This is a genomic window from Rhodococcus sp. BUPNP1, from assembly GCF_002215235.1.
GTDB lineage: Bacteria > Actinomycetota > Actinomycetes > Mycobacteriales > Mycobacteriaceae > Rhodococcus.
Map to the genome: position 1 here is coordinate 22529 of NZ_NERM01000014.1, position 26696 is coordinate 49224.

The 26696-nt window shown below is 69.9% G+C and carries 25 protein-coding genes; 22 read left to right on the forward strand and 3 right to left on the reverse strand.

The features are described from left to right. Positions 1-16: 16 nt before the first annotated feature. From aroC to aroB, 3 genes are read left to right on the forward strand one after another with little or no spacing between them, the layout of a single operon-like run. Complete coding sequence (aroC, locus tag B9C99_RS15535; protein ID WP_026061033.1) at positions 17-1204, forward strand: chorismate synthase; 1188 nt, start codon at positions 17-19, stop codon at positions 1202-1204. A gap of 4 nt (positions 1205-1208) precedes the next feature. After that, a complete protein-coding gene (locus B9C99_RS15540; RefSeq protein WP_088898493.1) occupies positions 1209-1775 on the forward strand; it encodes a shikimate kinase in 567 nt (188 codons plus the stop codon). After that, a complete protein-coding gene (gene aroB / locus B9C99_RS15545; RefSeq protein ID WP_088898494.1) occupies positions 1772-2881 on the forward strand; it encodes a 3-dehydroquinate synthase in 1110 nt (369 codons plus the stop codon). The genes B9C99_RS15540 and aroB overlap by 4 nt, the downstream gene beginning before the upstream one ends. A gap of 11 nt (positions 2882-2892) precedes the next feature. Here the strand turns inward: aroB and B9C99_RS15550 are convergent, their stop codons facing one another. Both B9C99_RS15550 and B9C99_RS15555 read right to left on the reverse strand, forming a co-directional pair. Further along, positions 2893-3510 (reverse strand): TIGR03086 family metal-binding protein, encoded by a 618-nt coding sequence (locus tag B9C99_RS15550; RefSeq protein WP_016691668.1) that lies wholly within the window; start codon positions 3508-3510, stop codon positions 2893-2895. A gap of 116 nt (positions 3511-3626) precedes the next feature. Beyond that, entirely contained in the window at positions 3627-4229 is a 603-nt protein-coding gene (locus B9C99_RS15555; protein WP_016691669.1) for a B-4DMT family transporter, read from the reverse strand. Between the two features lie 75 nt (positions 4230-4304). Here B9C99_RS15555 and B9C99_RS15560 point away from each other — a divergent pair, with 75 nt between their 5' ends. From B9C99_RS15560 to B9C99_RS15635, 16 genes are all read left to right on the forward strand, one after another. Further along, a complete protein-coding gene (locus B9C99_RS15560) occupies positions 4305-5402 on the forward strand; it encodes a Xaa-Pro peptidase family protein (RefSeq protein ID WP_088898495.1) in 1098 nt (365 codons plus the stop codon). A 34-nt stretch (positions 5403-5436) separates the two neighbouring features. Beyond that, entirely contained in the window at positions 5437-6000 is a 564-nt protein-coding gene (gene efp, locus B9C99_RS15565; protein WP_006551441.1) for an elongation factor P, read from the forward strand. Then, positions 6001-6510 (forward strand): transcription antitermination factor NusB, encoded by a 510-nt coding sequence (nusB, locus tag B9C99_RS15570; protein ID WP_016691671.1) that lies wholly within the window; start codon positions 6001-6003, stop codon positions 6508-6510. Positions 6511-6719: 209 nt separating this feature from the next. Beyond that, a complete protein-coding gene (pyrR, locus tag B9C99_RS15575; RefSeq protein ID WP_024100783.1) occupies positions 6720-7337 on the forward strand; it encodes a bifunctional pyr operon transcriptional regulator/uracil phosphoribosyltransferase PyrR in 618 nt (205 codons plus the stop codon). Beyond that, a complete protein-coding gene (locus tag B9C99_RS15580; RefSeq protein ID WP_016691672.1) occupies positions 7334-8275 on the forward strand; it encodes an aspartate carbamoyltransferase catalytic subunit in 942 nt (313 codons plus the stop codon). Before pyrR ends, B9C99_RS15580 begins: the two co-directional genes overlap by 4 nt. Before the next feature lie 44 nt (positions 8276-8319). Then, positions 8320-9633 (forward strand): dihydroorotase, encoded by a 1314-nt coding sequence (locus B9C99_RS15585; RefSeq protein ID WP_006551445.1) that lies wholly within the window; start codon positions 8320-8322, stop codon positions 9631-9633. An 8-nt stretch (positions 9634-9641) separates the two neighbouring features. Further along, positions 9642-10133, forward strand: coding sequence for a hypothetical protein (locus B9C99_RS15590; RefSeq protein WP_033096600.1), 492 nt, complete (start codon positions 9642-9644; stop codon positions 10131-10133). 117 nt (positions 10134-10250) lie between these two features. Further along, the gene (carA, locus tag B9C99_RS15595; RefSeq protein WP_033096601.1) at positions 10251-11435 is read left to right on the forward strand and encodes a glutamine-hydrolyzing carbamoyl-phosphate synthase small subunit; all 1185 of its coding nucleotides are present in this window, start codon (positions 10251-10253) and stop codon (positions 11433-11435) included. Further along, entirely contained in the window at positions 11435-14779 is a 3345-nt protein-coding gene (carB, locus tag B9C99_RS15600) for a carbamoyl-phosphate synthase large subunit (RefSeq protein WP_088898496.1), read from the forward strand. The genes carA and carB overlap by 1 nt, the downstream gene beginning before the upstream one ends. Continuing rightward, a complete protein-coding gene (gene pyrF, locus B9C99_RS15605; protein ID WP_088898497.1) occupies positions 14776-15618 on the forward strand; it encodes an orotidine-5'-phosphate decarboxylase in 843 nt (280 codons plus the stop codon). Before carB ends, pyrF begins: the two co-directional genes overlap by 4 nt. Positions 15619-16047: 429 nt before the next feature. Next, complete coding sequence (gene mihF / locus B9C99_RS15610) at positions 16048-16368, forward strand: integration host factor, actinobacterial type (protein ID WP_006551450.1); 321 nt, start codon at positions 16048-16050, stop codon at positions 16366-16368. Positions 16369-16433: 65 nt separating this feature from the next. Beyond that, positions 16434-16985 (forward strand): guanylate kinase, encoded by a 552-nt coding sequence (gene gmk, locus B9C99_RS15615; protein WP_016691679.1) that lies wholly within the window; start codon positions 16434-16436, stop codon positions 16983-16985. 75 nt (positions 16986-17060) lie between these two features. Continuing rightward, positions 17061-17363: a DNA-directed RNA polymerase subunit omega gene (gene rpoZ / locus B9C99_RS15620; RefSeq protein ID WP_016691680.1), complete on the forward strand. Its 303-nt coding sequence runs from the start codon at positions 17061-17063 to the stop codon at positions 17361-17363. Then, on the forward strand, positions 17360-18643 hold the full coding sequence (coaBC, locus tag B9C99_RS15625; RefSeq protein ID WP_088898498.1) for a bifunctional phosphopantothenoylcysteine decarboxylase/phosphopantothenate--cysteine ligase CoaBC: 1284 nt from the start codon (positions 17360-17362) through the stop codon (positions 18641-18643). Before rpoZ ends, coaBC begins: the two co-directional genes overlap by 4 nt. Before the next feature lie 134 nt (positions 18644-18777). After that, positions 18778-19992 carry a methionine adenosyltransferase gene (metK, locus tag B9C99_RS15630; protein ID WP_088898499.1) on the forward strand — a complete coding sequence of 405 codons (1215 nt, stop codon included), beginning with the start codon at positions 18778-18780 and terminating at the stop codon, positions 19990-19992. A gap of 17 nt (positions 19993-20009) precedes the next feature. Continuing rightward, positions 20010-22028: a primosomal protein N' gene (locus tag B9C99_RS15635; RefSeq protein ID WP_088898500.1), complete on the forward strand. Its 2019-nt coding sequence runs from the start codon at positions 20010-20012 to the stop codon at positions 22026-22028. Between the two features lie 39 nt (positions 22029-22067). Here the strand turns inward: B9C99_RS15635 and B9C99_RS15640 are convergent, their stop codons facing one another. Further along, entirely contained in the window at positions 22068-22769 is a 702-nt protein-coding gene (locus B9C99_RS15640; RefSeq protein ID WP_088898501.1) for a hemerythrin domain-containing protein, read from the reverse strand. A 286-nt stretch (positions 22770-23055) separates the two neighbouring features. On the opposite strand from B9C99_RS15640, the gene B9C99_RS15645 reads away from it, so the two are divergent. The 3 genes from B9C99_RS15645 to B9C99_RS15655 all read left to right on the forward strand — a co-directional run bounded on the left by B9C99_RS15645 (position 23056) and on the right by B9C99_RS15655 (position 26651). Beyond that, positions 23056-24066, forward strand: a complete 1011-nt coding sequence (locus B9C99_RS15645; protein WP_016691685.1) for a triacylglycerol lipase — start codon at positions 23056-23058, stop codon at positions 24064-24066. A gap of 183 nt (positions 24067-24249) precedes the next feature. After that, a complete protein-coding gene (gene fmt / locus B9C99_RS15650) occupies positions 24250-25173 on the forward strand; it encodes a methionyl-tRNA formyltransferase (protein WP_016691686.1) in 924 nt (307 codons plus the stop codon). Then, a complete protein-coding gene (locus B9C99_RS15655; protein ID WP_088898502.1) occupies positions 25170-26651 on the forward strand; it encodes a transcription antitermination factor NusB in 1482 nt (493 codons plus the stop codon). The genes fmt and B9C99_RS15655 overlap by 4 nt, the downstream gene beginning before the upstream one ends. The last annotated feature ends 45 nt before the right edge of the window (positions 26652-26696 follow it).

Here is a 26696-nt window from a genome sequence, read left to right on the forward strand (position 1 = left end):
ATGGAAGGATGGACGTGTGCTGCGTTGGATAACTGCTGGAGAATCCCATGGTCCCGCCCTCGTCGCGATGCTCGAGGGGATGGTCGCCGGAGTCGAGGTGACGTCGAACGACATCTCGGAGCAACTCGCGCGACGGCGACTGGGCTACGGCCGCGGCGCACGCATGAAGTTCGAGGCCGACAAGGTCACCGTGATCGGTGGCGTCCGGCACGGACGCACCCTGGGCGGCCCGATCGCGATCGAGATCGGCAACACCGAGTGGCCCAAGTGGGAGACCATCATGGCCGCCGACCCGGTCGATGCCGAACTGCTCGAAGGCCAGGCGCGCAACGCGCCGCTGACCCGTCCCCGCCCCGGCCACGCCGACTTCGCGGGCATGCTCAAGTACGGCTTCGACGACGCGCGTCCCGTCCTCGAGCGTGCCAGCGCCCGGGAGACCGCAGCACGCGTGGCGGCCGGCACCGTCGCCCGGAACTTCCTGCGCCAGGCGTTCGGCGCCGAGGTCGTCTCGCACGTCATCTCCATCGGCGCATCCGATCCCTATGTCGGCCCCGAACCCGGTGCCGACGATCTCGCCGCGATCGACGCGAGCCCCGTGCGCGCCTACGACAAGGCCGCCGAGGAATCCATGATCGCCGAGATCGAGGCCGCGAAGCGCGACGGTGACACCCTCGGCGGGATCGTCGAGGTCGTGGTGCACGGTCTGCCCGTGGGCCTCGGTTCGTTCGTCAGCGGTGCCGATCGCCTCGATGCGCGACTGGCCGCGGCCCTCATGGGAATCCAGGCCATCAAGGGTGTCGAGGTCGGCGACGGCTTCGAGACCGCGCGCCGACGCGGCAGCGCCGCCCACGACGAGATGAAGCCCGGCCCCGACGGTGTGCTCCGTTCGAGCAACCGTGCCGGCGGCATCGAAGGCGGCATGACCAACGGTGAGGCCCTGCGCGTGCGGGCGGCGATGAAGCCGATCTCGACCGTCCCGCGTGCGCTGTCGACGGTCGACATGACCACCGGCGACGAGGCCGTCGCGATCCACCAGCGCTCCGACGTGTGCGCGGTGCCCGCAGCGGGTGTCGTCGCCGAGGCGATGGTCGCCCTCGTCGTCGCGCAGGCCGCCCTCGAGAAGTTCGGCGGCGACTCGCTCGCCGAGACCGTGAGCAACATCGACCACTACCTGAAGGGCATCGCGGCGCGGCCGCCGCGGTGATCTCATGTCGCCTCGCCTGGTACTCATCGGCCCGCCGGGAGCGGGCAAGTCGACGATCGGACGTCGGGTCGCGAACGCACTCGAACTGCTGTTGCTCGACACCGACGCCGAGATCGAGCGTGTGACCGGCCGGACCATCCCCGAGATCTTCTCCCAGGACGGCGAACCGGCCTTCCGGGAGATCGAGGAGGAGGTCGTCGCGCGGGCCCTCGACACCCACGACGGAGTGGTGTCGCTGGGCGGGGGAGCGATCCTCTCGGAGCGCACCCGCGCGCGACTGGCCGGCCACACCGTCGTCTATCTCGAGATCAGCGTGGCGGAAGGACTGCGTCGCACCGGCGCGGTCGGCGCCGCCGGAACCAGGCCGTTGCTGGCCGGCGGTGATCCGGCCCAGAAGTACCGCGACCTCATGCGTCGCCGCCGCCCGCTGTACCGGCAGGCGGCGACCATCCGGGTGCGCACCGACGGCCGGAGCCCCGGGCGGGTCGTCCAGCAGGTGCTCGCCAAACTCGAAGCGGCGGACGCCGCCACCAGCCAGACCATCAGCGAGGATCGGAGCCCCACACCGTGACCGAACCGGTACGCATCGACGTCGAGACCGCCCAGCCCTATCCGGTGATCATCGGCCGGGGACTGCTCGGCGACGTCGTCGAAGAACTGTCCGGCACGCGGACCGTCGCGATCTTCCACCAGCCGACGCTCACCGCGACGGCCGAGGCCGTGCGGGAGGCTCTCGCCGAGACCGGCATCGACGCCCACCGCATCGAGATCCCCGACGCCGAGGACGGTAAGGAGCTCGCCGTCGCCGGATTCTGCTGGGAGGTGCTCGGCCGCATCGGCCTGACCCGCTCGGACGCCGTCATCAGCCTCGGCGGCGGTGCCGCCACCGATCTCGCGGGCTTCGTGGCCGCGACGTGGATGCGTGGTGTGCGGGTCTACCACATCCCCACCACGCTGCTGGCGATGGTCGACGCCGCCGTGGGCGGCAAGACCGGCATCAACACCGAGGCGGGCAAGAACCTCGTCGGGTCGTTCCACGAGCCGTCGGCGGTCTTCGTCGACCTCGCGACCCTCGAGACGGTGCCGCGCAACGAGATCGTGGCCGGCCTCGCCGAGGTGATCAAGACCGGCTTCATCGCCGATCCGGTGATCCTCGACCTGATCGAGGAGAACCCCGAGGCCGCGCTCGATCCCGCCGGGACGGTGCTGCCCGAGCTCATCCGGCGCTCGGTGGAGGTCAAGGCGAAGGTGGTCGCGGCCGACCTCAAGGAGTCGAGCCTGCGCGAGATCCTCAACTACGGTCACACGCTCGGCCACGCCATCGAGCGTCGCGAGCGGTACCGCTGGCGTCACGGCGCCGCCGTGTCGGTGGGCCTGGTCTTCGCCGCCGAGTTGGGCCGGCTCGCCGGGCGTCTCGACGACGCCACCGCCGACCGGCACCGCGCGATCCTCGAATCCGTCGGCCTGCCGACCACCTACGAGCCCGACGCCTTCGGCGATCTGCTCAAGGGCATGCAGACCGACAAGAAGAACCGTGCCGGCATGCTCCGGTTCGTCGTCCTCGACGGGCTCGCGAAGCCCGGCAGGCTCGAAGGGCCTGACCCGACCCTGCTCGCGGCGGCCTACTCCGAGGTCGCGCGCCAGGGCAAGGCCGACGCGGGAACCGTCCTGCTCTGACCTCCGCGTAGTCAGGCCGTCCGGTTCGACGCGGGCGGTCTCCACGACGGGTCGCGCCCGGTGAGTCCGATCAGGCGTTCCAGCGGCGGAGCGTCCTCGCCCACCCGGACGGCCGGACCGAACAGGCCACCCCCGTCGGCGACGCGTTCCTCGTCGGTGATGCTCTCCGCGAAGGCGGTACACGCGGCGATCTCGTCGGGCTCGCAGGAGTACTGCTGTCCCGTGGCGACGGCGAGGTCCCAGCCGTGGACGACGAGTTCGTCGAGCGTGACGAGTCCGGCGACCGGCGCGGGCAGGTCGAGGCCGCCCGCACGCGTCATGCCCTCCCAGGCCGCGGGATCGCTCCACGCTCCGCGAAGTTCGCCGAGCCGATCGGGAACGAGACGCCGCCAGTCCGGCGGCAGTTCGCTCGTGAGCTCCGGGGGAGTGTCGGTGTACGGGCCGATGTCCTTGCGCGCGGCGGCGGTGAAGGCGAGCGACAGGCCCAGCACGTGGTCGACGAGCGCACCGACGGAGATTTCGGAGCACGGTGTGGGCCCCGCCAAGTGGGCGTCGTCGATCCCTGCCAGGATGCGCTCCATGCGGCGGGTCGCGGGAGTCAGGTCGAGCGTCTCGGTGGTGTCGGTCATGGCCAGCTCCTCGAGGTCGGTTACGTGTACCGACCGTCACCGCGCCGAAAACTGAGCGCCCGCCCCCGGCATGCGGGGCGGACGCTCAGCAGTGTTGCGGTCTCAGTGTTGCGGTGTCACTGCTTCGGATCGATCCTCGGGAACACCTCGGTGGGCGAGTCGTCGCTGCGCCAGGCGGGATCGGCCTGCTGTGCGGAGTTCGCGGGCGCCGAACCCGCGGACGCGGTCGCTGCGACCCCTGCGGGCGCGTGGTGCTCGTGGTGGACGGACCAGTCGTCGTCGCGGGCGGCCTTGCGCTCGTTCCGGCGCGCGAAGAACCGGCCCAGCGTCACCGCGGCCATCGCCGGCAGGAACACCAGGAGCACGGTGAACGCGGCACCGGAGGTGATCTCGAAGAACAGGGAGGTCACGCCCACCGGGATCGGGGTGACGGTGTCGACGAGCCAGGTGAGGACCCCGCCGACGAGTCCGGTGACCGCACCGGCGGCGAGCCAGCGCATCGTGAGGTCGTCGCCCTCGTCGGGTTCGGGATGGGCGCGGTGGTCGCGGATGCCGTCGAGGCCGGCCCAGACGAACGCTGCGACGACCACCACGGCGAAGCCCAGCCAGCGCAGTACCGATCCCTGCAACGGCCACTGGATGAGAGCGGCACCGAGCAGGACGCGCACGACCACGTGGACCAGGGCGAGCCCGAGTCCGCGGAGCAACCAGGGTTTCATGTACCTCAGCGTAACGGGTGGCGAAGCCGACAGTGTGTCCCGTCCCACAGCCGTGATCGCGGTAGGTTGAGCGATATGTCTGCCGACCACGCCTCCCGCCGTCGAGCGCTGCGTGCGCTGCTCGCCGAACGCGAACTCGATGCGCTGCTGGTGACCGATCTGACCGGTATCCGCTATCTCACGGGCTTCACGGGATCCAACGCGGCGCTGATCGTCTCGACCGAGGACGACGAGAACGAGACGCGCACCGTCATCTGCACCGACGGCCGCTATGTCACGCAGGTGGGGGAGCAGGTCCCCGATCTGCGGGCCGTGATCGCCCGGTCGTCGGCCGCGCACCTCGTCGCCGAGTTCGGAACCGGTTCTGCGCGTTGGGGATTCGAGAGCCACGTCGTCACGGTCGACGAACGATCGCGGTGGGACGATCTCGGCGTGTCCGTCCGCTTCGTTCCCGCTCCCGGACTCGTCGAGCAGCTGCGGGCCGTGAAGGACGAACACGAGATCGGTCTGTTGCGCGACGCGTGCGGTGCGGCCGATCGCGCACTGGCGGACCTCATCGCGGCGGGCGGCCTGCGTCCGGGACGAACCGAGAAGGAGGTCGCCCGCGACCTCGAATGGCGCATGTTCGAGCACGGCGCCGACGGCATCTCCTTCGAGACGATCGTCGCCGCGGGCGCCAATTCGGCGATCCCGCACCATCGCCCGACCGGCGCGGTCCTGGCGGAGGGCGACTTCGTGAAACTCGACTTCGGGGCGCAGATCGGCGGCTACCACTCCGACATGACGCGCACCTACGTGCTGGGCCGGGTCGCGGACTGGCAGCGTGATCTGTACGAGCTGGTCCTGCGCGCTCAGCAGGCCGGACGCGAGGCGCTCGCCCCCGGTGTCGACTGCGCCGCGGTGGACGCCGCGGCGCGCACCGTGATCGCCGAGGCGGGCTACGCCGACCTGTTCCTGCACGGGCTCGGTCACGGAGTCGGGCTCGAGATCCACGAAGCACCCGGAATCGGCGCGGCGGCGACCGGTACACTTGTCGCCGGTGCGGCGGTGACCGTCGAGCCGGGTGTGTACTTCTCGGGGCGCGGAGGCGTGCGGATCGAAGACACGCTCGTGGTGCGGGAGCATACTCCGGAGTTGCTCACGCTCACCGACAAGACATTGACCGTCGTTTGAGGGCGGTTCCTCGACCCTAGGAGACACGAACCAAGTGGCTGATACCAGTGACTTCAAGAACGGCCTCGTTCTGAAAATCGACGGACAGCTCTGGCAGATCATCGAGTTCCAGCACGTCAAGCCGGGCAAGGGCCCCGCCTTCGTGCGCACGAAGCTCAAGAATGTGACGTCGGGCAAGACCGTCGACAAGACCTGGAATGCCGGTGTCAAGGTCGAGACCGCCACCGTCGATCGCCGCGACATGACCTACCTCTACAACGACGGCACCGACTACGTCTTCATGGACGGCGAGACCTACGACCAGATCACCATCTCGCCCGAGCTGCTCGGCGACAGCGCCAACTTCCTCCTCGAGAACATGCCCGTGCAGGTCGCGACGCACGAGGACGTTCCGCTGTTCGTCGAGCTCCCGGTCACGGTCGAGCTCGTCGTCCAGCACACCGATCCGGGCCTGCAGGGCGACCGCTCCACCGGTGGCACCAAGCCTGCGACCCTCGAGACCGGTGCCGAGATCCAGGTCCCGCTGTTCATCAACACCGGCGACAAGCTCAAGGTCGATTCCCGCGACGGCAGCTACCTCGGGCGAGTGAATTCCTGAGTGTCCGGTAACCAGAAGAAGCTCGGGGCCCGCCACAAGGCCCGCAAGCGGGCCGTGGATCTGCTCTTCGAGGCGGAGGCCCGCGACGTGCATCCCGTCGACCTCGCCGCCGATCGCGTCGAACTCGCGATCGACGACGACCAGGTCGCGCCGGTGCCGGCATACGCGCAGACCATCATCCGCGGTGTCGCCGACAATCTCGACGAGACCGATCGGGTGATCGCCGATCACCTGCACGAATGGACGTTGGACCGTCTTCCCGCCGTCGACCGCGCGATCCTGCGCATCGCGGTGTGGGAGCTCTTCCATGCGACCGACGTGCCGCCCGTGGTGGCCGTCGACGAGGCGGTCGAGCTGGCGAAGCAGCTGTCCACCGACGATTCCCCGGCCTTCGTCAACGGGGTGCTCGGTCAGATCGTCGCCGTCGCCGACCAGGTGCGTGCAGCTGCCGCTGCCACCCTCGTCCGGCCGGCGCAGGAGTCGCAGGATCAGGGCTCGGACGAGTCCTGAATTCGTCACCCTCTTCGGGTGAGCGACGACACGAGGCACCGTGAGCGGGCCCGGTGGGAGTCTTCCCGCCGGGCCCGTCCACGCATCCGGGGTCTGTGTTGCGCTTCACCCGTCATCCGTGCCGGGGCGGACGTCGACGCTGATAGGCTCGACAACTGTCAGGCATCCTTTAACGATCCGTCCAGTGAGGCGGAGAAGGAGGTCGCTGCATGGCCGTGTCCGAGGACGGGTCCACAGCTTCTACCCCCACTACGTCTTCCGGTACCGGCGTGCCGGCGCGTGAGCTGCTCTCCGCTGCCGACGTCCACCGGACGATCTCGCGCATCGCGCACCAGATCATCGAGAAGACCGCGCTCGACACCCCCGAGGACGCACCGCGTGTCGTGCTCCTGGGCATCCCCACCCGCGGGATCACCCTCGCCCAGCGCCTCGCCGACCGCATCGAGGAATTCGCCGGCGTCCGTGTCCCGGTCGGCTCGCTCGACATCACGCTCTACCGCGACGACCTCCGCACGAAGCCGCACCGCCCGCTGGAGCGCACCTCGGTGCCCGAGGGCGGCGTCGACAACACCCTCGTCGTCCTCGTCGACGACGTCCTGTTCTCGGGACGCTCCGTCCGCGCCGCGCTCGACGCCCTGCGCGATCTCGGCCGACCCCGCGCGGTGCAACTCGCGGTCCTCGTCGACCGCGGCCACCGCGAACTGCCGCTGCGCGCCGACTATGTCGGCAAGAACGTGCCCACCGCGCGCAGCGAGGACGTCCGCGTACTGCTGACCGAACACGACGGGCGCGACGCCGTCGAGATCTCCGGAGGCAAGTCCCAGTGAAACACCTGCTCACCATCGCGGATCTGACGAAGGACTCCGCGACGGGGCTTCTCGACGAGGCCGAGCGGTTCGAGCAGGCACTGCTCGGGCGTGAGGTGCGCAAACTCCCCACGCTGCGCGGCCGCACCATCATGACCGTCTTCTACGAGAACTCCACCCGCACCCGCGTGTCCTTCGAGGTCGCCGGCAAGTGGATGAGCGCCGACGTCATCAACGTCTCGGCGTCCAGCTCGTCGGTGAAGAAGGGCGAATCGCTGCGCGACACCGCCCTGACGCTGCACGCCGCCGGCGCCGACGCGCTGGTGGTCCGTCACTCCGCCTCCGGTGCCGCACACCGGATCGCGCAGTGGACCAACGAATCCGGCTCCGGACCGGCCGTGGTCAACGCCGGCGACGGCACCCACGAACATCCCACCCAGGCCTTGCTCGACGCGCTCACCCTGCGTCAGCGTCTCGGCTCCATCGAAGGGCGCCGGATCGGCATCGTCGGCGACGTGCTGCACAGCCGCGTTGCCCGGTCGAACGCGCTGCTGCTGAGCATGCTCGGCGCCGAGGTCGTGCTCGTCGCTCCTCGCACCCTGCTGCCGGTGGGTGTGGAGACCTGGCCGGTGACGGTCGCCGATTCGCTCGAAGCCGAACTGCCCACCCTCGACGCGGTCATGATGCTGCGCGTGCAGGCCGAGCGCATGAACGGCGGGTTCTTCCCGTCCGCCCGCGAGTACTCGATCCGATACGGGCTCAACGCCAAGCGCGCGGCGTTGCTGCCGGAGCACGCCGTGATCCTGCATCCCGGCCCGATGCTCCGCGGCATGGAGATCGGCTTCCCCGTCGCCGACGCCCCGCAGAGCGCTGTGCTGCAGCAGGTGAGCAACGGTGTCCACGTGCGGATGGCGGTGCTCTTCCGCCTGCTCGTGGGCACGGAAGGGAACCTGTCGTGACCCACACTTCCCACCCGGGAGACACAGGAACAGGAGTGACACAGGTGACGCCGCAGGTGCTCATCCGCAACGTCCGCCTCTACGGCGAGGGCGACCCGGTCGACGTGCTGCTCGGCGACGAGCAGATCCTCGCGATCGGCACCGACCTCGAGGCCGACGCCGACGCGGAGATCGTCGACGGCACCGGGCAGATCGTGCTCCCGGGCTTCGTGGACCTGCACACGCACCTGCGTGAACCGGGCCGCGAGGACACCGAGACCGTCGATTCGGGCTCGGCTGCCGCGGCGCGCGGCGGGTACACCGCGGTGTTCGCGATGGCCAACACCGATCCGGTCGCCGACTCGGTGGTCGTCACCGACCACGTGTGGCGCCGCGGCCGCGAGGTCGGGCTCGTCGACGTCCACCCCGTGGGTGCCGTCACCGTCGGACTCGAGGGCAAGCAGCTCGCCGAGATGGGCACGATGGCCGCCGGCGTCGGGGGCGTGCGGATGTTCTCCGACGACGGCAAGTGCGTCTACGACCCGCTGCTCATGCGTCGCGCGCTCGAGTACTCCGCCTCGCTCGGTGTGCTCATCGCCCAGCACGCCGAGGAACCGCGGCTGACCGTCGGTGCCGTCGCGCACGAGGGACCGACCGCGGCGCGTCTCGGCCTCACCGGCTGGCCCCGCGCCGCCGAGGAGTCCATCGTCGCCCGCGACGCGCTGCTCGCCCGCGACGCCGGAGCCCGCGTGCACATCTGCCACGCGTCCACGGCCGGCACCGTCGAACTCGTCCGGTGGGCACGCTCGCAGGGCATCTCGATCAGCGCCGAGGTCACGCCGCACCACCTGCTCCTCGACGACTCGCGTCTCGAGAGCTACGACGGCATCAACCGGGTCAATCCGCCGCTGCGCGAGCGATCCGACGTCGAAGCGCTGCGCCGCGGCCTCGCGGACGGGACCATCGACTGTGTGGCCACCGACCACGCCCCGCACGCCGAACAGGACAAGTGCTGCGAGTTCTCGCAGGCGCGTCCGGGAATGCTCGGGCTCGAGACGGCGTTGTCCGTCGTGATCGAGACGATGGTCCGGCCGGGCCTGCTGGACTGGCGCGGCGTCGCGAAGGTCATGAGCGAGCGTCCCGCGGAGATCGTGGGCCTCGACGATCAGGGCCGGCCCCTCGAGGTGGGCGAACCCGCGAACATCGTGCTCGTCGACCCGGATACCGAGTGGACGGTGCACGGCCCCGACCTCGCGAGCATCTCCCACAACACGCCCTACGAGGACATGACCCTGCCGGGCCGGGTCACCACCACCGTGTTGCGCGGGCGGATCACCGCTCGCGACGGTGCGGTGTTCCCGCGCTCGACCGAAAGGTAGGAACCGACATGGATCGCTTCTTCATCACCGTCGGTTTCCTCGCGCTCTGGGTCGTGCTCGTGCTGCTGATGTGGAAGGGCTGGAAGGCACGTGCCCGACGTCAGCAGGACGCGGTCGGCGAACTGCCGACCGTGCCGGCCGAGCTGGGGGAGCGGCTCGTCGAACCGACCACCGGTCTGTACGTCGGCAGCACGCTCGCGCCGAGCTGGCAGGACCGCATCGCGGTCGGCGATCTCGGCCACCGCGCCAACGCGGAACTGACCCGATACCGATCCGGTGCCCTGCTCGAACGCGACGGTGCGTCCCCGATCTGGATCCCGCAGGACTCGATCCGCGCGATCCGCACCGAACGCGGTCTGGCGGGCAAGGTCATGTCCAAGGACGGGGTGCTGGTCATCCGCTGGCAGCTGCCCTCGGGCACGGAGGTCGACACCGGCTTCCGCGGTGACGACAAGTCGATCTACCCGCTCTGGACGAACGGGTCGGACGAAAAATCTTGAGACGGTGACGATCACAACGACGATGACGATCACGACGAACAACACGACGATCACGACACGCGAGATCTCAGCCCGTGCGGCCGGCTCTGGTGCGGTCGATAAGAACGGAGACAACGCATGAGCGGCAGAACATTCGGCGGCGGCACGGCTGTGCTGGTCCTCGAGGACGGACGGGTCTTCCGCGGCATCCCCTTCGGTGCGGTCGGACAGACCCTCGGCGAGGCCGTCTTCAGCACGGGCATGACCGGCTACCAGGAGACCCTCACCGACCCCAGCTACCACCGGCAGATCGTGGTGGCCACGGCCCCGCAGATCGGCAACACCGGCTGGAACCACGAGGACAACGAGTCCGTCGGCCCCACCGGCGACCACACCGAGTCCAAGATCTGGGTGGCCGGCTTCATCGTCCGCGACCCCTCGCGTCGCGTGTCGAGCTGGCGCGCCACCGGCTCGCTGCAGGACGAACTCGAGCGGCAGAACATCGTGGGTCTCGCGGGTATCGACACCCGCGCACTCGTGCGGCACCTGCGCACCCGCGGTTCGATGCGCGCCGGCATCTTCTCCGGCGACGCCCTCGCCTGGAAGGGTGACGACCTCGACATCGACGTCCTGCTCGACCGGGTGAAGAGCCAGCCCTCGATGCTCGGCGCCGACCTCGCCGGCGAGGTGAGCACCACCTCCGGTTACGTCGTCGAACCGACCGACGGGGACGCCCGCTTCACCGTCGCGGCCATCGACCTCGGCATCAAGACCAACACCCCGCGCATGTTCGCCCAGCGCGGCATCCGGGTGCACGTGCTGCCGTCCACCGCGACGCTGCACGACATCCTCGACCTGAAGGCCGACGGCGTCTTCCTGTCCAACGGCCCGGGCGACCCGGCGACCGCCGACGGCGCGGTGCACCTGACCAAGGAGGTGCTCGGCCAGGGACTGCCCCTGTTCGGCATCTGCTTCGGCAACCAGATCCTCGGCCGCGCGCTCGGCCTGGGCACCTACAAGATGAAGTTCGGTCACCGCGGCATCAACATCCCGGTGGTCGAGCACGAGACCGGTCGCATCGCGATCACCGCGCAGAACCACGGGTTCGCGCTCGAAGGCGAGGCCGGCCAGGAGTTCGACACCCCGTTCGGTCGCGCAGTCGTCAGCCACACCTGCGCCAACGACGGTGCGGTCGAGGGCGTCAAGCTCCTCGACGGCCGTGCCTTCTCCGTGCAGTACCACCCCGAAGCGGCGGCCGGACCGCACGACGCCGCCTACCTGTTCGATCGTTTCACCCGCATGCTCGAGGGAGAGAAGAACTGATGCCACGCCGTACCGACCTCTCCCACGTCCTGGTCATCGGGTCCGGCCCGATCGTCATCGGACAGGCCTGCGAGTTCGACTACTCGGGCACCCAGGCGTGCCGGGTGCTCCGCGAGGAGGGCCTGCGCGTCTCCCTGGTCAACTCGAACCCGGCCACGATCATGACCGACCCCGAGTTCGCCGACTCGACCTACATCGAGCCGATCACCGCCGACTACGTCGAGAAGGTCATCGCGACCGAGCAGGCCAACGGCACCCCGATCGACGCGGTGCTCGCGACCCTCGGCGGCCAGACCGCCCTCAACACCGCCGTCGCCCTGTCCGAGCGCGGCATCCTCGACAAGTACGACGTCGAACTCATCGGCGCCGACTTCGACGCGATCCAGCGCGGCGAGGATCGGCAGAAGTTCAAGGACATCGTCGCCAAGTGCGGCGGCGAGTCCGCCCGCTCGGCCGTCTGCTACACGATGGACGAGGTCCGCGCGACCGTCGCCGAACTCGGCTTCCCGGTCGTCGTGCGCCCCTCCTTCACAATGGGTGGCCTCGGCTCCGGCATGGCCTACAACGACGCCGACCTCGAGCGCATCGCCGGTGGCGGCCTCGCGGCCTCGCCCACCGCGAACGTGCTCATCGAGGAGTCCATCCTTGGCTGGAAGGAATACGAGCTCGAGCTCATGCGCGACGGCGCCGACAATGTCGTCATCGTCTGCTCGATCGAGAACGTCGACCCGGTCGGTGTGCACACCGGTGACTCGGTGACCGTCGCTCCCGCGATGACGCTCACCGACCGCGAGTACCAGAAGATGCGCGACCTCTCGATCGCCATCCTGCGCGAGGTCGGTGTCGACACCGGCGGCTGCAACATCCAGTTCGCGATGGATCCGCGCGACGGCCGGCTCGTCGTCATCGAGATGAACCCGCGCGTGTCGCGGTCGTCGGCGCTCGCGTCGAAGGCCACCGGCTACCCGATCGCGAAGATGGCCGCCAAGCTCGCCATCGGCTACACGCTCGACGAGATCGTCAACGACATCACCAAGGAGACCCCGGCCTGCTTCGAACCGAGCCTCGACTACGTCGTGGTCAAGGCCCCGCGGTTCGCCTTCGAGAAGTTCCCCGGCGCCGACGGCACCCTCACCACCACCATGAAGTCGGTCGGTGAGGCCATGTCGATCGGCCGCAACTTCTCCGAGGCCTTCGGCAAGGTGCTGCGCTCGCTCGAGACGAAGTCCGCCGGCTTCTGGACGGGCCCCGAGGTCGAGGGCACCCTCGACGAGATCCTCGAGGAGATCCGCACCCCCACGGACGGCCGGTTCTACCGGATCGCCCGGGCCCTGGAGCTCGGTGCGACCGTCGAGCAGCTCTTCGACGCCACGAAGATCGACCCGTGGTTCCTCGAGCAGTTCGCGCACATCGTCGAGCTGGGCCAGGACGTCCGCAACGCAGAGCAGTTCGGTGCCACCGAGCTGCGCTACGCCAAGCACCACGGATTCTCCGACCGGCAGATCGCAGCCCTGCGCCCGTCGCAGTTCGCCTCCGAGGACGACGTGCGCGCCCTGCGTCAGGAGCTGGGCGTCCACCCGGTCTACAAGACCGTGGACACCTGCGCCGCCGAGTTCGAGGCGAAGACGCCGTACCACTACTCGACCTACGAGCTCGACCCCGCGGCCGAGTCCGAGGTCGCGGAGCAGCGCGACAAGCCGAAGGTGCTCATCCTCGGTTCCGGCCCCAACCGCATCGGCCAGGGCATCGAGTTCGACTACTCGTGCGTCCACGCCGCGCTGACGCTGTCCGAGGCCGGCTACGAGACCGTGATGGTCAACTGCAACCCCGAGACGGTCTCGACCGACTACGACACCGCCGATCGCCTGTACTTCGAGCCGCTGACCTTCGAGGACGTCCTCGAGGTCTACCGCGCCGAGTGCGAGTCCGGCACCGTCGCCGGCGTCATCGTCCAGCTGGGCGGCCAGACCCCGCTCGGCCTGGCGCGTCGCCTGAAGGCCGCCGGGGTGCCGATCGTCGGTACCTCGCCGGAGGCCATCGACCTGGCGGAGGACCGTGGCGAGTTCGGTCGCGTGCTCGACGAGGCCGACCTGCCGGCCGCGAAGTACGGCACGGCCACCACCTTCGAGGGTGCGCGCGAGATCGCCGCCGGCATCGGATACCCGGTGCTGGTGCGCCCGTCCTACGTGCTCGGTGGTCGCGGCATGGAGATCGTCTACGACGAGAAGGCGCTCGAGACCTACATCTCCAACGCCACCGAGATCTCCGACGACCGGCCGGTGCTCGTCGACCGCTTCCTCGACGACGCCGTCGAGATCGACGTCGACGCGCTGTGCGACGGCACCGACGTGTACATCGGCGGGATCATGGAGCACATCGAGGAGGCCGGCATCCACTCCGGCGACTCGGCGTGTGCGCTGCCGCCGATCACCCTGGGCCGCGCCGACATCGAGAACGTCCGCCGCTCGACTGCGGCGCTCGCGAAGGGCATCGGCGTCAAGGGCCTGCTCAACGTCCAGTACGCGCTCAAGGACGACATCCTGTACGTCCTCGAGGCGAACCCCCGTGCCTCCCGCACGGTGCCGTTCGTCTCCAAGGCCACCGCGGTGCAGCTCGCCAAGGCCTGCGCCCGGGTGATGCTCGGCGAGTCCATCGCCGAGCTGCGTGCCGCGGGCATCCTCCCGGCCGAGGGAGACGGCAGCGACATCCCGCTCGATGCACCGGTCGCGGTGAAGGAAGCGGTGCTGCCCTTCAACCGGTTCCGGCGTGCCGACGGCACGGGCATCGACACCCTGCTCAGCCCGGAGATGAAGTCCACCGGTGAGGTCATGGGCCTCGACGACGACTTCGGAACCGCATTCGCGAAGAGCCAGACCGCCGCCTACGGCTCCCTGCCGACCTCCGGCACGGTCTTCGTCTCGCTCGCGAACAAGGACAAGCGGTCGATGATCTTCCCGGTCAAGCACCTCGCCGACCTGGGCTTCCACATCATGGCCACTGTGGGAACCGCAGAGGTGCTGCGCCGCAACGGTGTTCCGTGCGAGCAGGTCCACAAGGTCTCCGGTGAGGACAAGCCGGAAGGCGCGCTCGACGTCGTCGACCGCATCCGTGCCGGCGATGTGGACATGGTCATCAACACCCCCTGGGGCAACGCCGGTCCGCGCGTGGACGGTTACGAGATCCGCAGCGCGGCGGTCGCCGCGAACATCCCGTGCATCACCACGGTGCAGGGTGCCTCCGCGGCCGTGCAGGGTATCGAGGCGGCACTGCGCGGCGAGATCGGAGTCAGCTCGATCCAGCGGATGCACGCGCGGCTGCGCGGCGTGCCCGCCGAACAGGCGTGACGCCGTTCGGGCAGCGACTCGCGGACGCCCTCGGGAGCCGCGGGCCGCTGTGCGTGGGCATCGACCCGCACCCGGGGCTCCTCACCGCGTGGGGGCTCGACGACGACGCCGACGGCCTGGCCCGGTTCAGCGAACTGTGCGTCGAGGCCTTCGGCGACACCGTCGCGGTCGTCAAGCCGCAGGTGGCGTTCTTCGAGGCGTACGGCTCCGCCGGTCTCGCGGTGCTCGAACGCACCATCGCCGACCTGGGGGAGGCGGGGGCGCTCGTCCTCGCCGACGCCAAGCGCGGCGACATCGGCTCCACGATGGACGCCTACGCGCGCACCTGGCTGTCGGACGGCTCTGCGCTGCGTTCGGACGCGGTGACCGTCTCCCCGTACCTGGGGTTCGGTTCGCTCGCCCCGGCGCTCGATCTGGCTGCCGGAACGGGCCGCGGGGTGTTCGTGCTCGCGGCGACCTCCAATCCCGAGGGCGCCCAGTTCCAGCGCGCACGGCTCGACGACGGGCGCACCGTCGCGCAGGTCGTGGTGGACGAGTGCGCTGCCCGCAACAGCGCTGCCCGCACGGACGGGGCCGCAGAACTCGGCTCCGTGGGTGTGGTGGTCGGTGCGACCCTCACCGAGGCACCGGACCTGTCCGACCTCCACGGGCCCATCCTGATGCCCGGAGTGGGGGCCCAGGGCGGCACCGCCGACGACGTGCGACGACTCGCAGGCGACCACCTGCGCGCGGTGGTGCCCAACGTCTCACGTGACGTGCTGCGGGCCGGCCCGTCCGTCGCCGACCTGCGGGCCGCCGTCGCCCGCGCCCTGGACGGCTTCGCCTTCCTCACGAACTGAGACGTTCGACTCTCGTGCCCGGATCGCCACGCGCGGTCCGGGCACGAGTCGTACATACCGCTCGTATGCACTCTGACCTGCGCTCGGAGTGGCGCGACACGCGGAATGGGAAAAAAATTTCTCGGCCCGCCGAATCGCCGGAACAGCGGGTCGGTGAGCGGGGAAGCCGCCCGGCCCGATGCCGCCCCCTCTGTCGCGGCGGATACCCGGTGACCTGCGGTTTTTCGCTGTTCGAGCAGTTCGCGGCGATGTCTCGACGCCGATCGGGGGGCGCGAGATCCACTGCGGAAACGGCGTGCACTACCGCACGGATTTTCGAGCGGATCGCCGGGGGGTGGGTTCGCATTCGTCGGTGGTCGTGAGTACGGTCGCTATCGCCGCTGGTTACAGCGGTGAAGACTCGAAAGCCAACGATGAGACGGAGGAACCGTGGCCCTTCCCCAGCTGACCGATGAGCAGCGCGCCGCTGCTCTGGAGAAGGCGGCTGCTGCCCGTCGTGCCCGGGCTGAGCTCAAGGAGCGCCTCAAGCGCGGCGGCACCGACCTCAAGCAGGTGCTCAAGGACGCCGAGAACGACGAGATCCTCGGCAAGATGAAGGTGTCGGCTCTGCTCGAGGCCCTGCCGAAGGTCGGCAAGGTCAAGGCGCAGGAAATCATGACCGAGCTGGAGATCGCCCCGACCCGCCGTCTGCGCGGCCTCGGCGACCGTCAGCGCAAGGCCCTGCTCGCCAGGTTCGATTTCGACGCCTGAGCACCGTGGTAGCTGACGCACGACCTGTGACGGACAGCGCACCCGCAACGCGGAGGGGCCGGCTGGTGGTACTGGCCGGACCCTCCGCGGTGGGTAAGTCGACCGTCGTACGCCTTCTGCGGAGCCGGATCCCGGATCTGCACTTCAGTGTCTCGGCCACCACCCGGGACCCGCGACCGGGCGAGGTGGACGGGGTGGACTACCACTTCGTCGGCCGCGCCGAGTTCGACCGGATGATCGAAGCCGGTGAACTGCTCGAATGGGCCGACATCCACGGCGGCCTGCAACGATCGGGCACTCCGGCCAAGCCGGTGCTCGACGCACTCGCCGAGGGACATCCGGTGCTCGTGGAGGTCGACCTCGCGGGAGCGCGAGCCGTCCGTGCCGCGATGCAGGACGCAGTCCTCGCCTTTCTCGCCCCGCCCAGTTGGGAGGTGCTCGTCGAGCGCCTCACCGGCCGAGGCACCGAAACCGACGAGGTCGTCGCTCGCAGGCTCGATACCGCCCGCAGCGAACTGGCCGCGCAGGACGAGTTCGACGTCGTGATCGTCAACGACGATGTCGACCGGGCCTGCGATGAATTGGTATCCTTGTTGGTTGGACCCGGAGCCGACTGACCGTCCGCGCCTCGAGCGCGTCCGGCTGCCGGTTCCGGCGCCCTCCCATCCCGCGACATCTCAGGAGAACACCGAGTGAGCAGCATCCAGGCAGCCGCGACCGACCTCGAGGGCAACACCCTTCCGGTCTACGACACCCCCACGGGTATCACCAACCCGCCTATCGACGAGCTGCTCGAGCGCGCCTCCTCGAAGTACGCGCTGGTGATCTACGCCGCCAAGCGGGCACGCCAGATCAACGACTACTACAACCAGCTCGGCGACGGCATCCTCGAATACGTCGGCCCCCTCGTGGAGCCGGGCCTGCAGGAGAAGCCGCTGTCGATCGCCATGCGCGAGATCCACTCGGATCTGCTCGAGCACACCGAAGGCGAGTGAGCAACCCCGCTTCGAGCGGCGAGGCCGGATCCGTGCAGCGCCGCCGCATCGTCGTCGGTGTCGCCGGTGGCATCGCCGCCTACAAGTCCTGCGCACTGATCCGTGCCTTCACGGAGAGCGGACACCACGTGCGGGTCGTCCCGACGGAGTCCGCCCTCGAATTCGTCGGGCGCGCCACCTTCGAGGCGCTCTCCGGCAATCCCGTGCAGACCGGTGTGTTCGCCGAGGTGCCGCAGGTGCAGCACGTCCGGCTCGGGCAGGAGGCCGACCTCGTCGTCATCGCTCCGGCCACCGCCGACCTCATGGCGCGGGCGGTCGCGGGTCGCGCCGACGACCTCCTCACGGCCACCCTGCTCACCGCGCGGTGCCCCGTGATGTTCGTGCCCGCGATGCACACCGAGATGTGGGAGCATCCTGCGACCGTCGACAACGTCGCGACGCTGCGCCGCCGCGGTGCCGTGGTCGTCGAACCGGCCTCCGGTCGGCTGACGGGCAAGGACACCGGTGCCGGGCGCATGCCCGAACCCGACGAGATCTTCAATCTGGCCTCGCTGCTGCTCGAGCGGGCCGACGCGCTGCCCCGCGACCTCGCCGGTCGCCGCATCGTCGTCTCCGCCGGCGGTACCCGCGAGCCCCTCGACCCGGTGCGCTTCCTCGGCAACCGGTCGTCCGGCAAGCAGGGTTACGCGCTCGCCCGTCTCGCCGCGCAGCGCGGCGCCGACGTCACGCTCGTCGCCGGCAGCATCGCGGGTCTCGACGACCCGGCCGCGGTCGACGTCGTCCGGGTCCAGACGGCCGCACAGATGCAGGACGCCGTCGCCAAGCACGCCTCGGGTGCCGACGCGGTCATCATGTCCGCGGCCGTCGCCGATTTCCGGCCCTCCACCTTCGCGACCAGCAAGATCAAGAAGGGCGAGGGCGAACCCGACTCCATCGCGCTGACGAAGAACGACGACATACTCGCCGGTCTCGTCCGGGCGCGTGCCGACGGCGGCCTGTCCGCCGAGACGGTCATCGTCGGATTCGCGGCGGAGACCGGCGACGAACACGGCGACGTGCTCTCCTACGCCCGCGAGAAGCTCGCCCGCAAGGGATGCGATCTGCTCGTCGTCAACGCCGTCGGGGAAGGCAAGGCGTTCGAGGTCGACGACAACAACGGCTGGTTGCTGTCCGCGGACGGTTCGGAAACGGCCCTCGCCCACGGATCGAAGGCTCTCATGGCCAGCCGCGTGCTCGACGCGTTGGGACCTCTGCTGGCGGAACGCAGCAGAATCGGGTGATTTCAATACTCGCGCCGACGCCTGCGGAGCAGTAGCGTCGGCACTGCGATCGGGTCCTTCCGGCCCGATCGGGGAGCGCATGCTCCATACGGTTTGTCCGTCCAGCGCCTGGCGCACAGTCGAGAGGGAGTTTCGTGAGCAAGACCGGCGGTCGTCTTTTCACCAGTGAGTCCGTGACCGAAGGGCATCCGGACAAGATCTGTGACGCGATCAGCGACTCGGTTCTCGACGCGCTCCTCACCGAGGATCCTCGTGCCCGGGTAGCAGTGGAAACCCTCGTCACCACGGGTCAGGTGCACGTGGTGGGTGAGGTCACCACCTCGGCGTACGCCGACATCCCCAAGATCGTCCGCGATCGGGTACTCGAGATCGGTTACGACTCGTCGTCGAAGGGCTTCGACGGCAACTCCTGCGGTGTCAACATCGCGATCGGCGCGCAGTCGCCCGAGATCGCCGGCGGCGTCGACGTCTCGCACGAGGCGCGCAGCGGTGTGCTCACCGACGACGAGGTCGCTCGTCAGGGCGCCGGCGACCAGGGCCTGATGTTCGGATACGCGTGCTCCGACACGCCCGAACTCATGCCGCTGCCGATCTCCCTCGCGCATCGCCTGTCGCGCCGGCTCACCGAGGTCCGGAAGTCGGGGGTCCTGCCGTACCTGCGTCCCGACGGCAAGACCCAGGTCACCATCGAGTACGACGGCGACAAGCCCGTCCGCCTCGACACGATCGTCATCTCGACGCAGCACGCCGCCGACATCGATCTGAACAACCTGCTCACGCCGGACCTGCGCACCCACGTCGTCGACGCGGTGCTCGCCGACCCGAACCTGGCCGATCTCGACACGACCGACGTGCGGCTGCTGGTCAACCCGTCCGGATCGTTCGTCCTCGGCGGCCCGATGGGCGATGCCGGCCTCACCGGTCGCAAGATCATCGTCGACACCTACGGCGGCATGGCCCGTCACGGTGGTGGCGCGTTCTCCGGCAAGGATCCGTCGAAGGTCGACCGTTCGGCCGCCTACGCGATGCGCTGGGTCGCCAAGACCGCCGTCGCTGCCGGTCTCGCAGACCGCATCGAGGTGCAGGTCGCCTACGCGATCGGCAAGGCGGCTCCGGTGGGTCTGTTCGTGGAGACCTTCGGCACCGAGAAGACCGACCCGGCCCGCATCCAGCAGGCCATCGGCGAGGTCTTCGACCTGCGTCCGGGCGCGATCATCCGCGACCTCGACCTGCTGCGCCCGATCTACGCGCAGACCGCTGCGTACGGCCACTTCGGCCGTACCGACATCGAGCTGCCGTGGGAGAACACCGACCGCGCCGACAAGCTGCGCGCGGCCGCCGGTCTGTAGATTCCGATCGGGCCCGGGTGGCTGCTGATTTCGACGCCGCCGAGGTCGATCCGGTCGCGCGGGTTCTCCCGCTGCTACCGGTTCCGCACCTCGACCGGGAGTTCGACTACCTGATCCCGCGCGACCTGGACGCGGACGCCCGCCCGGGCGTCCGCGTCCGCGTCCGCTTCGCCGGACGTCTCGTCGACGGTTTCCTGCTCGCGCGCGCCGCGACGAGCGATCACACCGGCAAGCTCGGCCGGCTCGACCGGGTCGTCTCGTCCGAACAGGTCCTCACCCCCGAGATCGCTGCTCTGGCAGAGGAAGTCGCGACCCGCTATGCCGGGACCCGGGCCGACGTGCTGCGTCTGGCGGTACCTCCGCGACACGCACGCGTCGAAGCCGAGGCGCCGCGTACACCGGAAACTCCGCCTGTCCCGGAGATCGAGCACGCGGCATGGAGTCGGTACCGGCACGGCGAGAACTTCCTCGAAGCGCTCGGCGGCGGTCGCGCCCCGCGCGCGGCCTGGCAGGCGCTGCCCGGTGAGGACTGGCCCCGACGGCTCGCCGAACTCGCCGCGCTGACCCTCGCCTCGGGGAAGGCGGCCGTGCTGGTCGTTCCCGACCAGCGCGACCTCGACCGTCTCGTGACGGCGTGCGCCGACGTCGCCGGCGCCGATCACGTCGTCGGCCTCGCCGCCGGCCTCGGACCGGCCGAACGTTATCGACGCTGGCTCGCGGCCCTGCGTGGATCCGCCCGCATCGTCGTCGGAACGCGGGCTGCGGTCTTCGCCCCGACGCCCGAGCTCGGGCTCCTCGTGGTGTGGGACGACGGCGACGACCTGCACTGCGAACCGCGGTCGCCGTATCCGCACGCCCGCGAAGTGGCTGCTCTGCGCGCCCACGCCGTGGGTGCCGCCATCGTCATCGCCGGGCACGCCCGCACCGTCGAGACCCAGGCACTCGTCGACGCCGGTTGGGCACACGATCTCGTGGCACCCCGTGACGTCGTACGGGCGTGCGCGCCGAAGGTCACGGCCCTCGCCGACAGCGACCACGCACTCGCACGGGATCCGGCCGCGCGTGCCGCGCGACTGCCGGCCATCGCGTTCGCCGCCGCCCGATCCGCCCTCGCGGCCGACCGCCCGGTGCTCGTGCAGGTACCGCGGCGCGGGTACGTGCCCGCGCTGGCGTGCGGAAAGTGCCGGGCACCCGCCCGCTGCCGGCACTGCAACGGCCCGCTCGCTCTGCCCACGGCGGCCGGTCCCGACGGTGCCGCGATCCCTGCGTGCCGTTGGTGCGGTGTCGCCGATGCGCGTCACCGCTGCCATGCGTGCGGTGCGCGCTCGTTGCGGGCCGTGGTGGTCGGGGCGGCCCGCACCGCCGAAGAACTGGGCCGCGCCTTCCCCGGCGTGCCGGTCGTGACCTCCGGCGGCAACGACGTCAAGCACACCGTGCCCGGTTCGGCGTCGCTCGTCGTCTCCACCGTGGGTGCCGAACCGGTCGCCGAAGGTGGTTACGGGGCGGCGCTGCTCCTGGACGGGTGGGCGCTGCTCGGCCGTGCCGACCTGCGCGCCACCGAGGAGACGATGCGCCGCTGGCTCACCGCGTCGGCGCTCGTACGGTCGTTCGCCGACGGGGGACAGGTCGTGGTCGTCGCCGATTCCGGCATCCCCACCGTGCAGGCGCTCGTCCGCTGGGATCCCGTGGGGCACGCGCAGTCCGAGGTCTCCGAACGAGCCGAGGTCGGTTTCCCACCTGCGGTCCACATGGCCGCGATCGACGGGTCGTCCGCGGCGGTCGCGGAACTGCTCGAGGCCACACACCTGCCCGAGGGAGCCGAGGTGCTCGGGCCCGTGCCGCTACCGCCGGGGCAACGACTGCCGTTCGGGTCCGAGGGACCCGAACCGGAGGACGTGCACCGGATGATCGTGCGGGTCGCACGCGAGCGCGGTCGCGCACTCGGTCGCGCCCTGCGAGACGCGCAGGCCACCCGCACGGCGCGTCGCGCGGACGGGCCGCTGCGGGTCCAGGTGGATCCGCCGCGTATCGGCTGAACCGGCCGAGGTGAGCGGGCGCGGATCGCCACCGCCCGGCTAGGCCGCTTTCGGAATCGGTTGCGACGGAATCGATGCGGCGTCCGTACCCTTCCACAGTGCCGCGAAGTCGTGGCGATGGCGTATGCCGAGGACGTGCACGAGGATGAAGCGCGGTACGGGCGGCACGAGATGCACGACGTGATCGCGCGAGGAGTCGTCGAGGCCGTCGATCAGCCAGTTCCCTTCCTTGCCGAGCTGCTGCATGCCTTTCGGCTCGATATTGAACTCCTGGTCCCCCGCGCGCCACTGCGCATCGGTGATACTGGTCGAGACCAGCGGCATCATCTCCCGCTCCTCGCGTTCGAGATGGGGTAGTAGCACCTCGGACAGGCGGGACAGTGCTGCACCGAGTGCCTCCCCGGAACCGGGGCGGTCGGCGCGGAAATCCCGGGCGGCGTCCTCGACGGTGGCGATCGCAGGCTCGATGGTGCGGTGGTCGGCGTTCATCCTCTCCACGAGCGGCGCCGCGTCGGGATTGCACTGCACCACGCGCGGATAGAGCCCACGGTCCTCGGACTCGTGGTGATGGTGCAGGAAATCCATCATCCACAACACATGATCGGCGAGAGCCACTCGGTGGGTCTCCTGCCATGTCTTCGTCGAGGTGGCGACCTCGATGCGGAGTAGGTCGCGGCGGAGGGCGGAATGCACGATTCCCATGATTCGGGTATCGGCAGGTCCGTCGGGATCGGTGATCATGACGACTCCCGTGAATCGACGAGCAACGAGACCTGCGGAGCGCAGGCGGGGATCTGCGAGGACGGTGGGGGCACCGTGTTCGCACCGTGGAGTTTCCGTCGACGGAGGCTGTTCCCAGTGTCGATCCGGGCGTGGACCGAGCGCAAGACCCGCCCGCTGCTGTCCTACATGTGTACGCCAGCGACACGCGTTGCCGGAGATATTATTTGTCACAGTAACGGAGCCGGTGATTGTGACCGATCTCTTCCGTAGGTGCCGGGGAGGCACAGGAGGGGAGGACGGACGAATGGGTGCCGGGCGGAGTGTCGGAGGTGTCGTCGGAGCGTGTGTCGTCGCGATGCTGACTGTGGGTGCAGCGGCGGCGCAGCCGCTCCCGTCCGACGACGGACCGATCCTCGGTCTCGGGGAGGGGTCGTACAGCAGCGTGCCCGTCCCGGCGGGACCGGTGGCCACCGGGCACGCCGAAGCCGCCGAATACGCCGAGAACAACCCCGATGTCGCCCCCGCGGGTAGCAACGACTTCGCGTGCGTGCCGTCCGAGGAGCACCCCCGTCCGGTGGTGCTCGCGCACGGCACCGATTCCAACGCCTACTCCGACTTCGCTGCTCTCTCACCGCTGCTCGCCGCGTCCGGCTGGTGCGTGTTCGCTCTGAACTACGGGTTCGCCGACGGCGCCGAGGACTACGGCACGGGCGACATCCGGGTCTCCGCAGCACAGTTCGGTGAGTTCGTCACCGAGGTCCTCGACGCCACCGGTGCGGAGGAGGTCGACGTCATCGGCTACTCGCAGGGAGCCACCGTCGCCCGCTACTACATCAACGAGCTCGGGGGTTCCGAAGTCGTCGACCGGTGGGTCGGAGTCGCGTCGCCGAGCTACGGGGGCACCTTCTACGGCATCGGGGCCGCCTTCGCCACGCTGCCCGGAGCGACCGACATCGTCGAGGGCGAGTTCTCCGTCGCCCTCGTGCAGCAGCTCCAGGGGTCGGAACTGCTCAACGAGCTCAACACACCCACCGACACCGTGCCCGGCGTGCGCTATACGACCATCGGTAGCGAGGTCGACGAGGTCATCCAGCCTGCCGGCAACGTCGCGCTCCACGGTGAGGGCGCCGTCAATTACGTGATCCAGGAGCTGTGCCCGCAGGATCTGACGGGTCACTTCAACATGGTCTACGACCCGTTCTCGCTGCAGCTCGCACGGCATGCGCTCGACCCCGACCGGTACGCGATCGGGGAGTGCACTCCCGTCGCGCTCGGCACCGGTATCCCCGAACTGATCCTGCAGTCCAACACCTGAGCTCCCTGCTGCTCGGGCACCGACCTCCGTGAGGTGACCGCTCGGCGCGGTGATGCAGGTCCCACGACGTCGACTCCCTAGACTGTGAGAGGTCATCGCCGTCGAAAACTGGAGCAGCATCCGTGACATCCCCGCACAGTCCACACGCAGCGCACCCCACCTCCTGCCCGGCGGTGCTCTGACATGCGCGTGGTCTTCGCGGGAACGCCGGAACCCGCCGTCCCCTCGCTGCTCCGCCTCATCGAGTCGTCGCGCCACGAGGTCGTCGCGGTGGTCACCCGCCCCGACACCACCGCCGGTCGCGGCCGGAAGGTCGTGCGATCGGCCGTGGGGCAGATCGCCGACGAACACGGCATCGAGGTGCTCACGCCGCGCTCGCCGCGCGACCCCGAGTTCGTCGCGCGGCTGACCGAACTCGCACCCGACTGCTGCCCCGTGGTGGCCTACGGCGCCCTGATCCCGCAGGACGTCCTGGACATCCCCACGCACGGATGGGTGAACCTCCACTTCTCGCTGCTGCCCGCCTGGCGCGGCGCGGCGCCCGTCCAGGCGGCGATCGCCGCCGGTGACGAGATCAGCGGAGCGAGCACCTTCCGGCTCGAGGCCGGACTCGACACCGGTCCGGTCTACGGCGTCGTCACCGAGACGATCCGTCCCACCGACACCGCCGGCGACCTGCTCGGCCGACTCGCCGAGGCCGGTGCGACACTGCTCGAATCCACCCTCGACGGACTCGAGGACGGCATCCTCACGCCCGCACCGCAGCCGGCCGACGGTGTTTCGCACGCGCCCAAGGTCACCGTCGAGGCCGCTCAGGTGCAGTGGACCCTCCCCGCACACGTCATCGACCGCCGGATCCGCGCCGTCACCCCCGCTCCGGGCGCGTGGACGATGATCGGCGACCTGCGCGTGAAGATCGGCCCCGTGACAGTGACCGACGAGACCCTCGAACCCGGTGAGCTCGACATCCGCAAGGACGGTGTGCTCGTCGGTACCGCCACGACTGCCGTCCGGCTCGGGACGGTGCAACCGCCCGGGAAGAAGGCGATGGCAGCCACGGACTGGGCGCGCGGCGCCCGTCTCGACCCGAAGGTGCGTGCGCGATGAGCGAATCCGGCAGGCCCCCGCGGGGCAAGCGCAATCCCGGAGGACGGAACCCGGCAGGCCGCGGGGGACGCAACGGCGGAGGGAAGCCGAACCGCAATCCGGCGTCCGAACACACCCGCCGGCCGTCGAAGCCACCCGCTGACCCCGCACGCGTCGCCGCGCGGGACGTGCTGCGCGCGGTGCGCGAACGGGACGCCTACGCCAATCTCGTTCTCCCGTCGCTGCTCCGGGAACGGCATCTCGACGCGCGCGACGCTGCCCTGGCCACCGAACTCACCTACGGCGCGGCCCGTGCACGGGGTCTGCTGGACGCCGTGATCGCCGACGCCGCGAACCGTCCCGTCGACGAGATCGACGGTGCGCTGCTCGACGTGCTGCGTCTGGGTGCCTACCAGCTGCTGCGCACGCGCGTCGCCCCGCACGCCGCCGTCGCCACGAGCGTCGACCTCGTCCGGGCCGAATTCGGAGCGGGCCGAGCAGGTTTCGTCAACGCGGTGCTCCGTCGTGTGGGGGAGCGTTCGGAGGAGGAGTGGATCACGCTGCTCGCCCCCGACGCGGACCGCGATCCGGTGGGTCACCTGGCCTTCCGGTACGCCCACCCCCTGTGGATCGCGCAGGCGTTCGCGTACGCGCTCGGATCGGACGCCTCCGAACTCTCCGACGTCCTCGCGGCCGACGACGCGCGCCCGATCGTCCACCTCGTCGCCCGCCCCGGGGTCATCACCGCGGAGGAACTCGCGCTCGTCACCGGCGGCGAGATCGGACCGTGGTCGCCCTATGCAGTGCATCTCGAGCACGGCGACCCCGGCCGCCTCGAACCCGTCCGCGAAGGCATGGCCGCAGTGCAGGACGAAGGCAGCCAGCTCGTCGCACGAGCCCTCACGCTCGCGCCCCTCGTCGGCGAGGACCGGGGCCGCTGGCTCGACCTGTGCGCGGGACCGGGCGGAAAGGCGGCACTGCTCGGCGCCATCGCCGCGATCGACGGGTTCGCCGTCGACGCGGTCGAACCGGTCGAACATCGCGCGGAGCTGGTCCGCAAGACCGCCCGCGACCTACCGGTGACCGTGCACGTCGCCGATGGGCGCGAGCCCGGACTCGAACCGGGCTACGACCGGATCCTCGTGGACGCGCCCTGCACGGGACTCGGCGCATTGCGTCGGCGTCCCGAGGCGCGATGGCGCCGGCAACCCGGCGACGTCGCCGAACTCGTGCGCTTGCAGAAGGAACTGCTCGCATCGGCGATCGGACTGCTGCGTCCCGGTGGTGTGGTGCTCTACTCGACGTGTTCACCACACGTCTCGGAGACGGTCGCCGTGGTGTCCGATGCGGTGCGCCGCCACGGTGTCGAACAGCTCGACACCCGCGAACTCGTCCCCGGCGTGCCGCAGGTCGGGGAGGGGCCGGGAGTCCAGCTCTGGCCGCACCGCCACGGCACCGACGCCATGTTCATGGCCGCGCTGCGTAAACCGGAGCGCTGACCGCGAGGTGCCGCGCTCCGGACCGGTCGGGCGAAAGCAGCACGC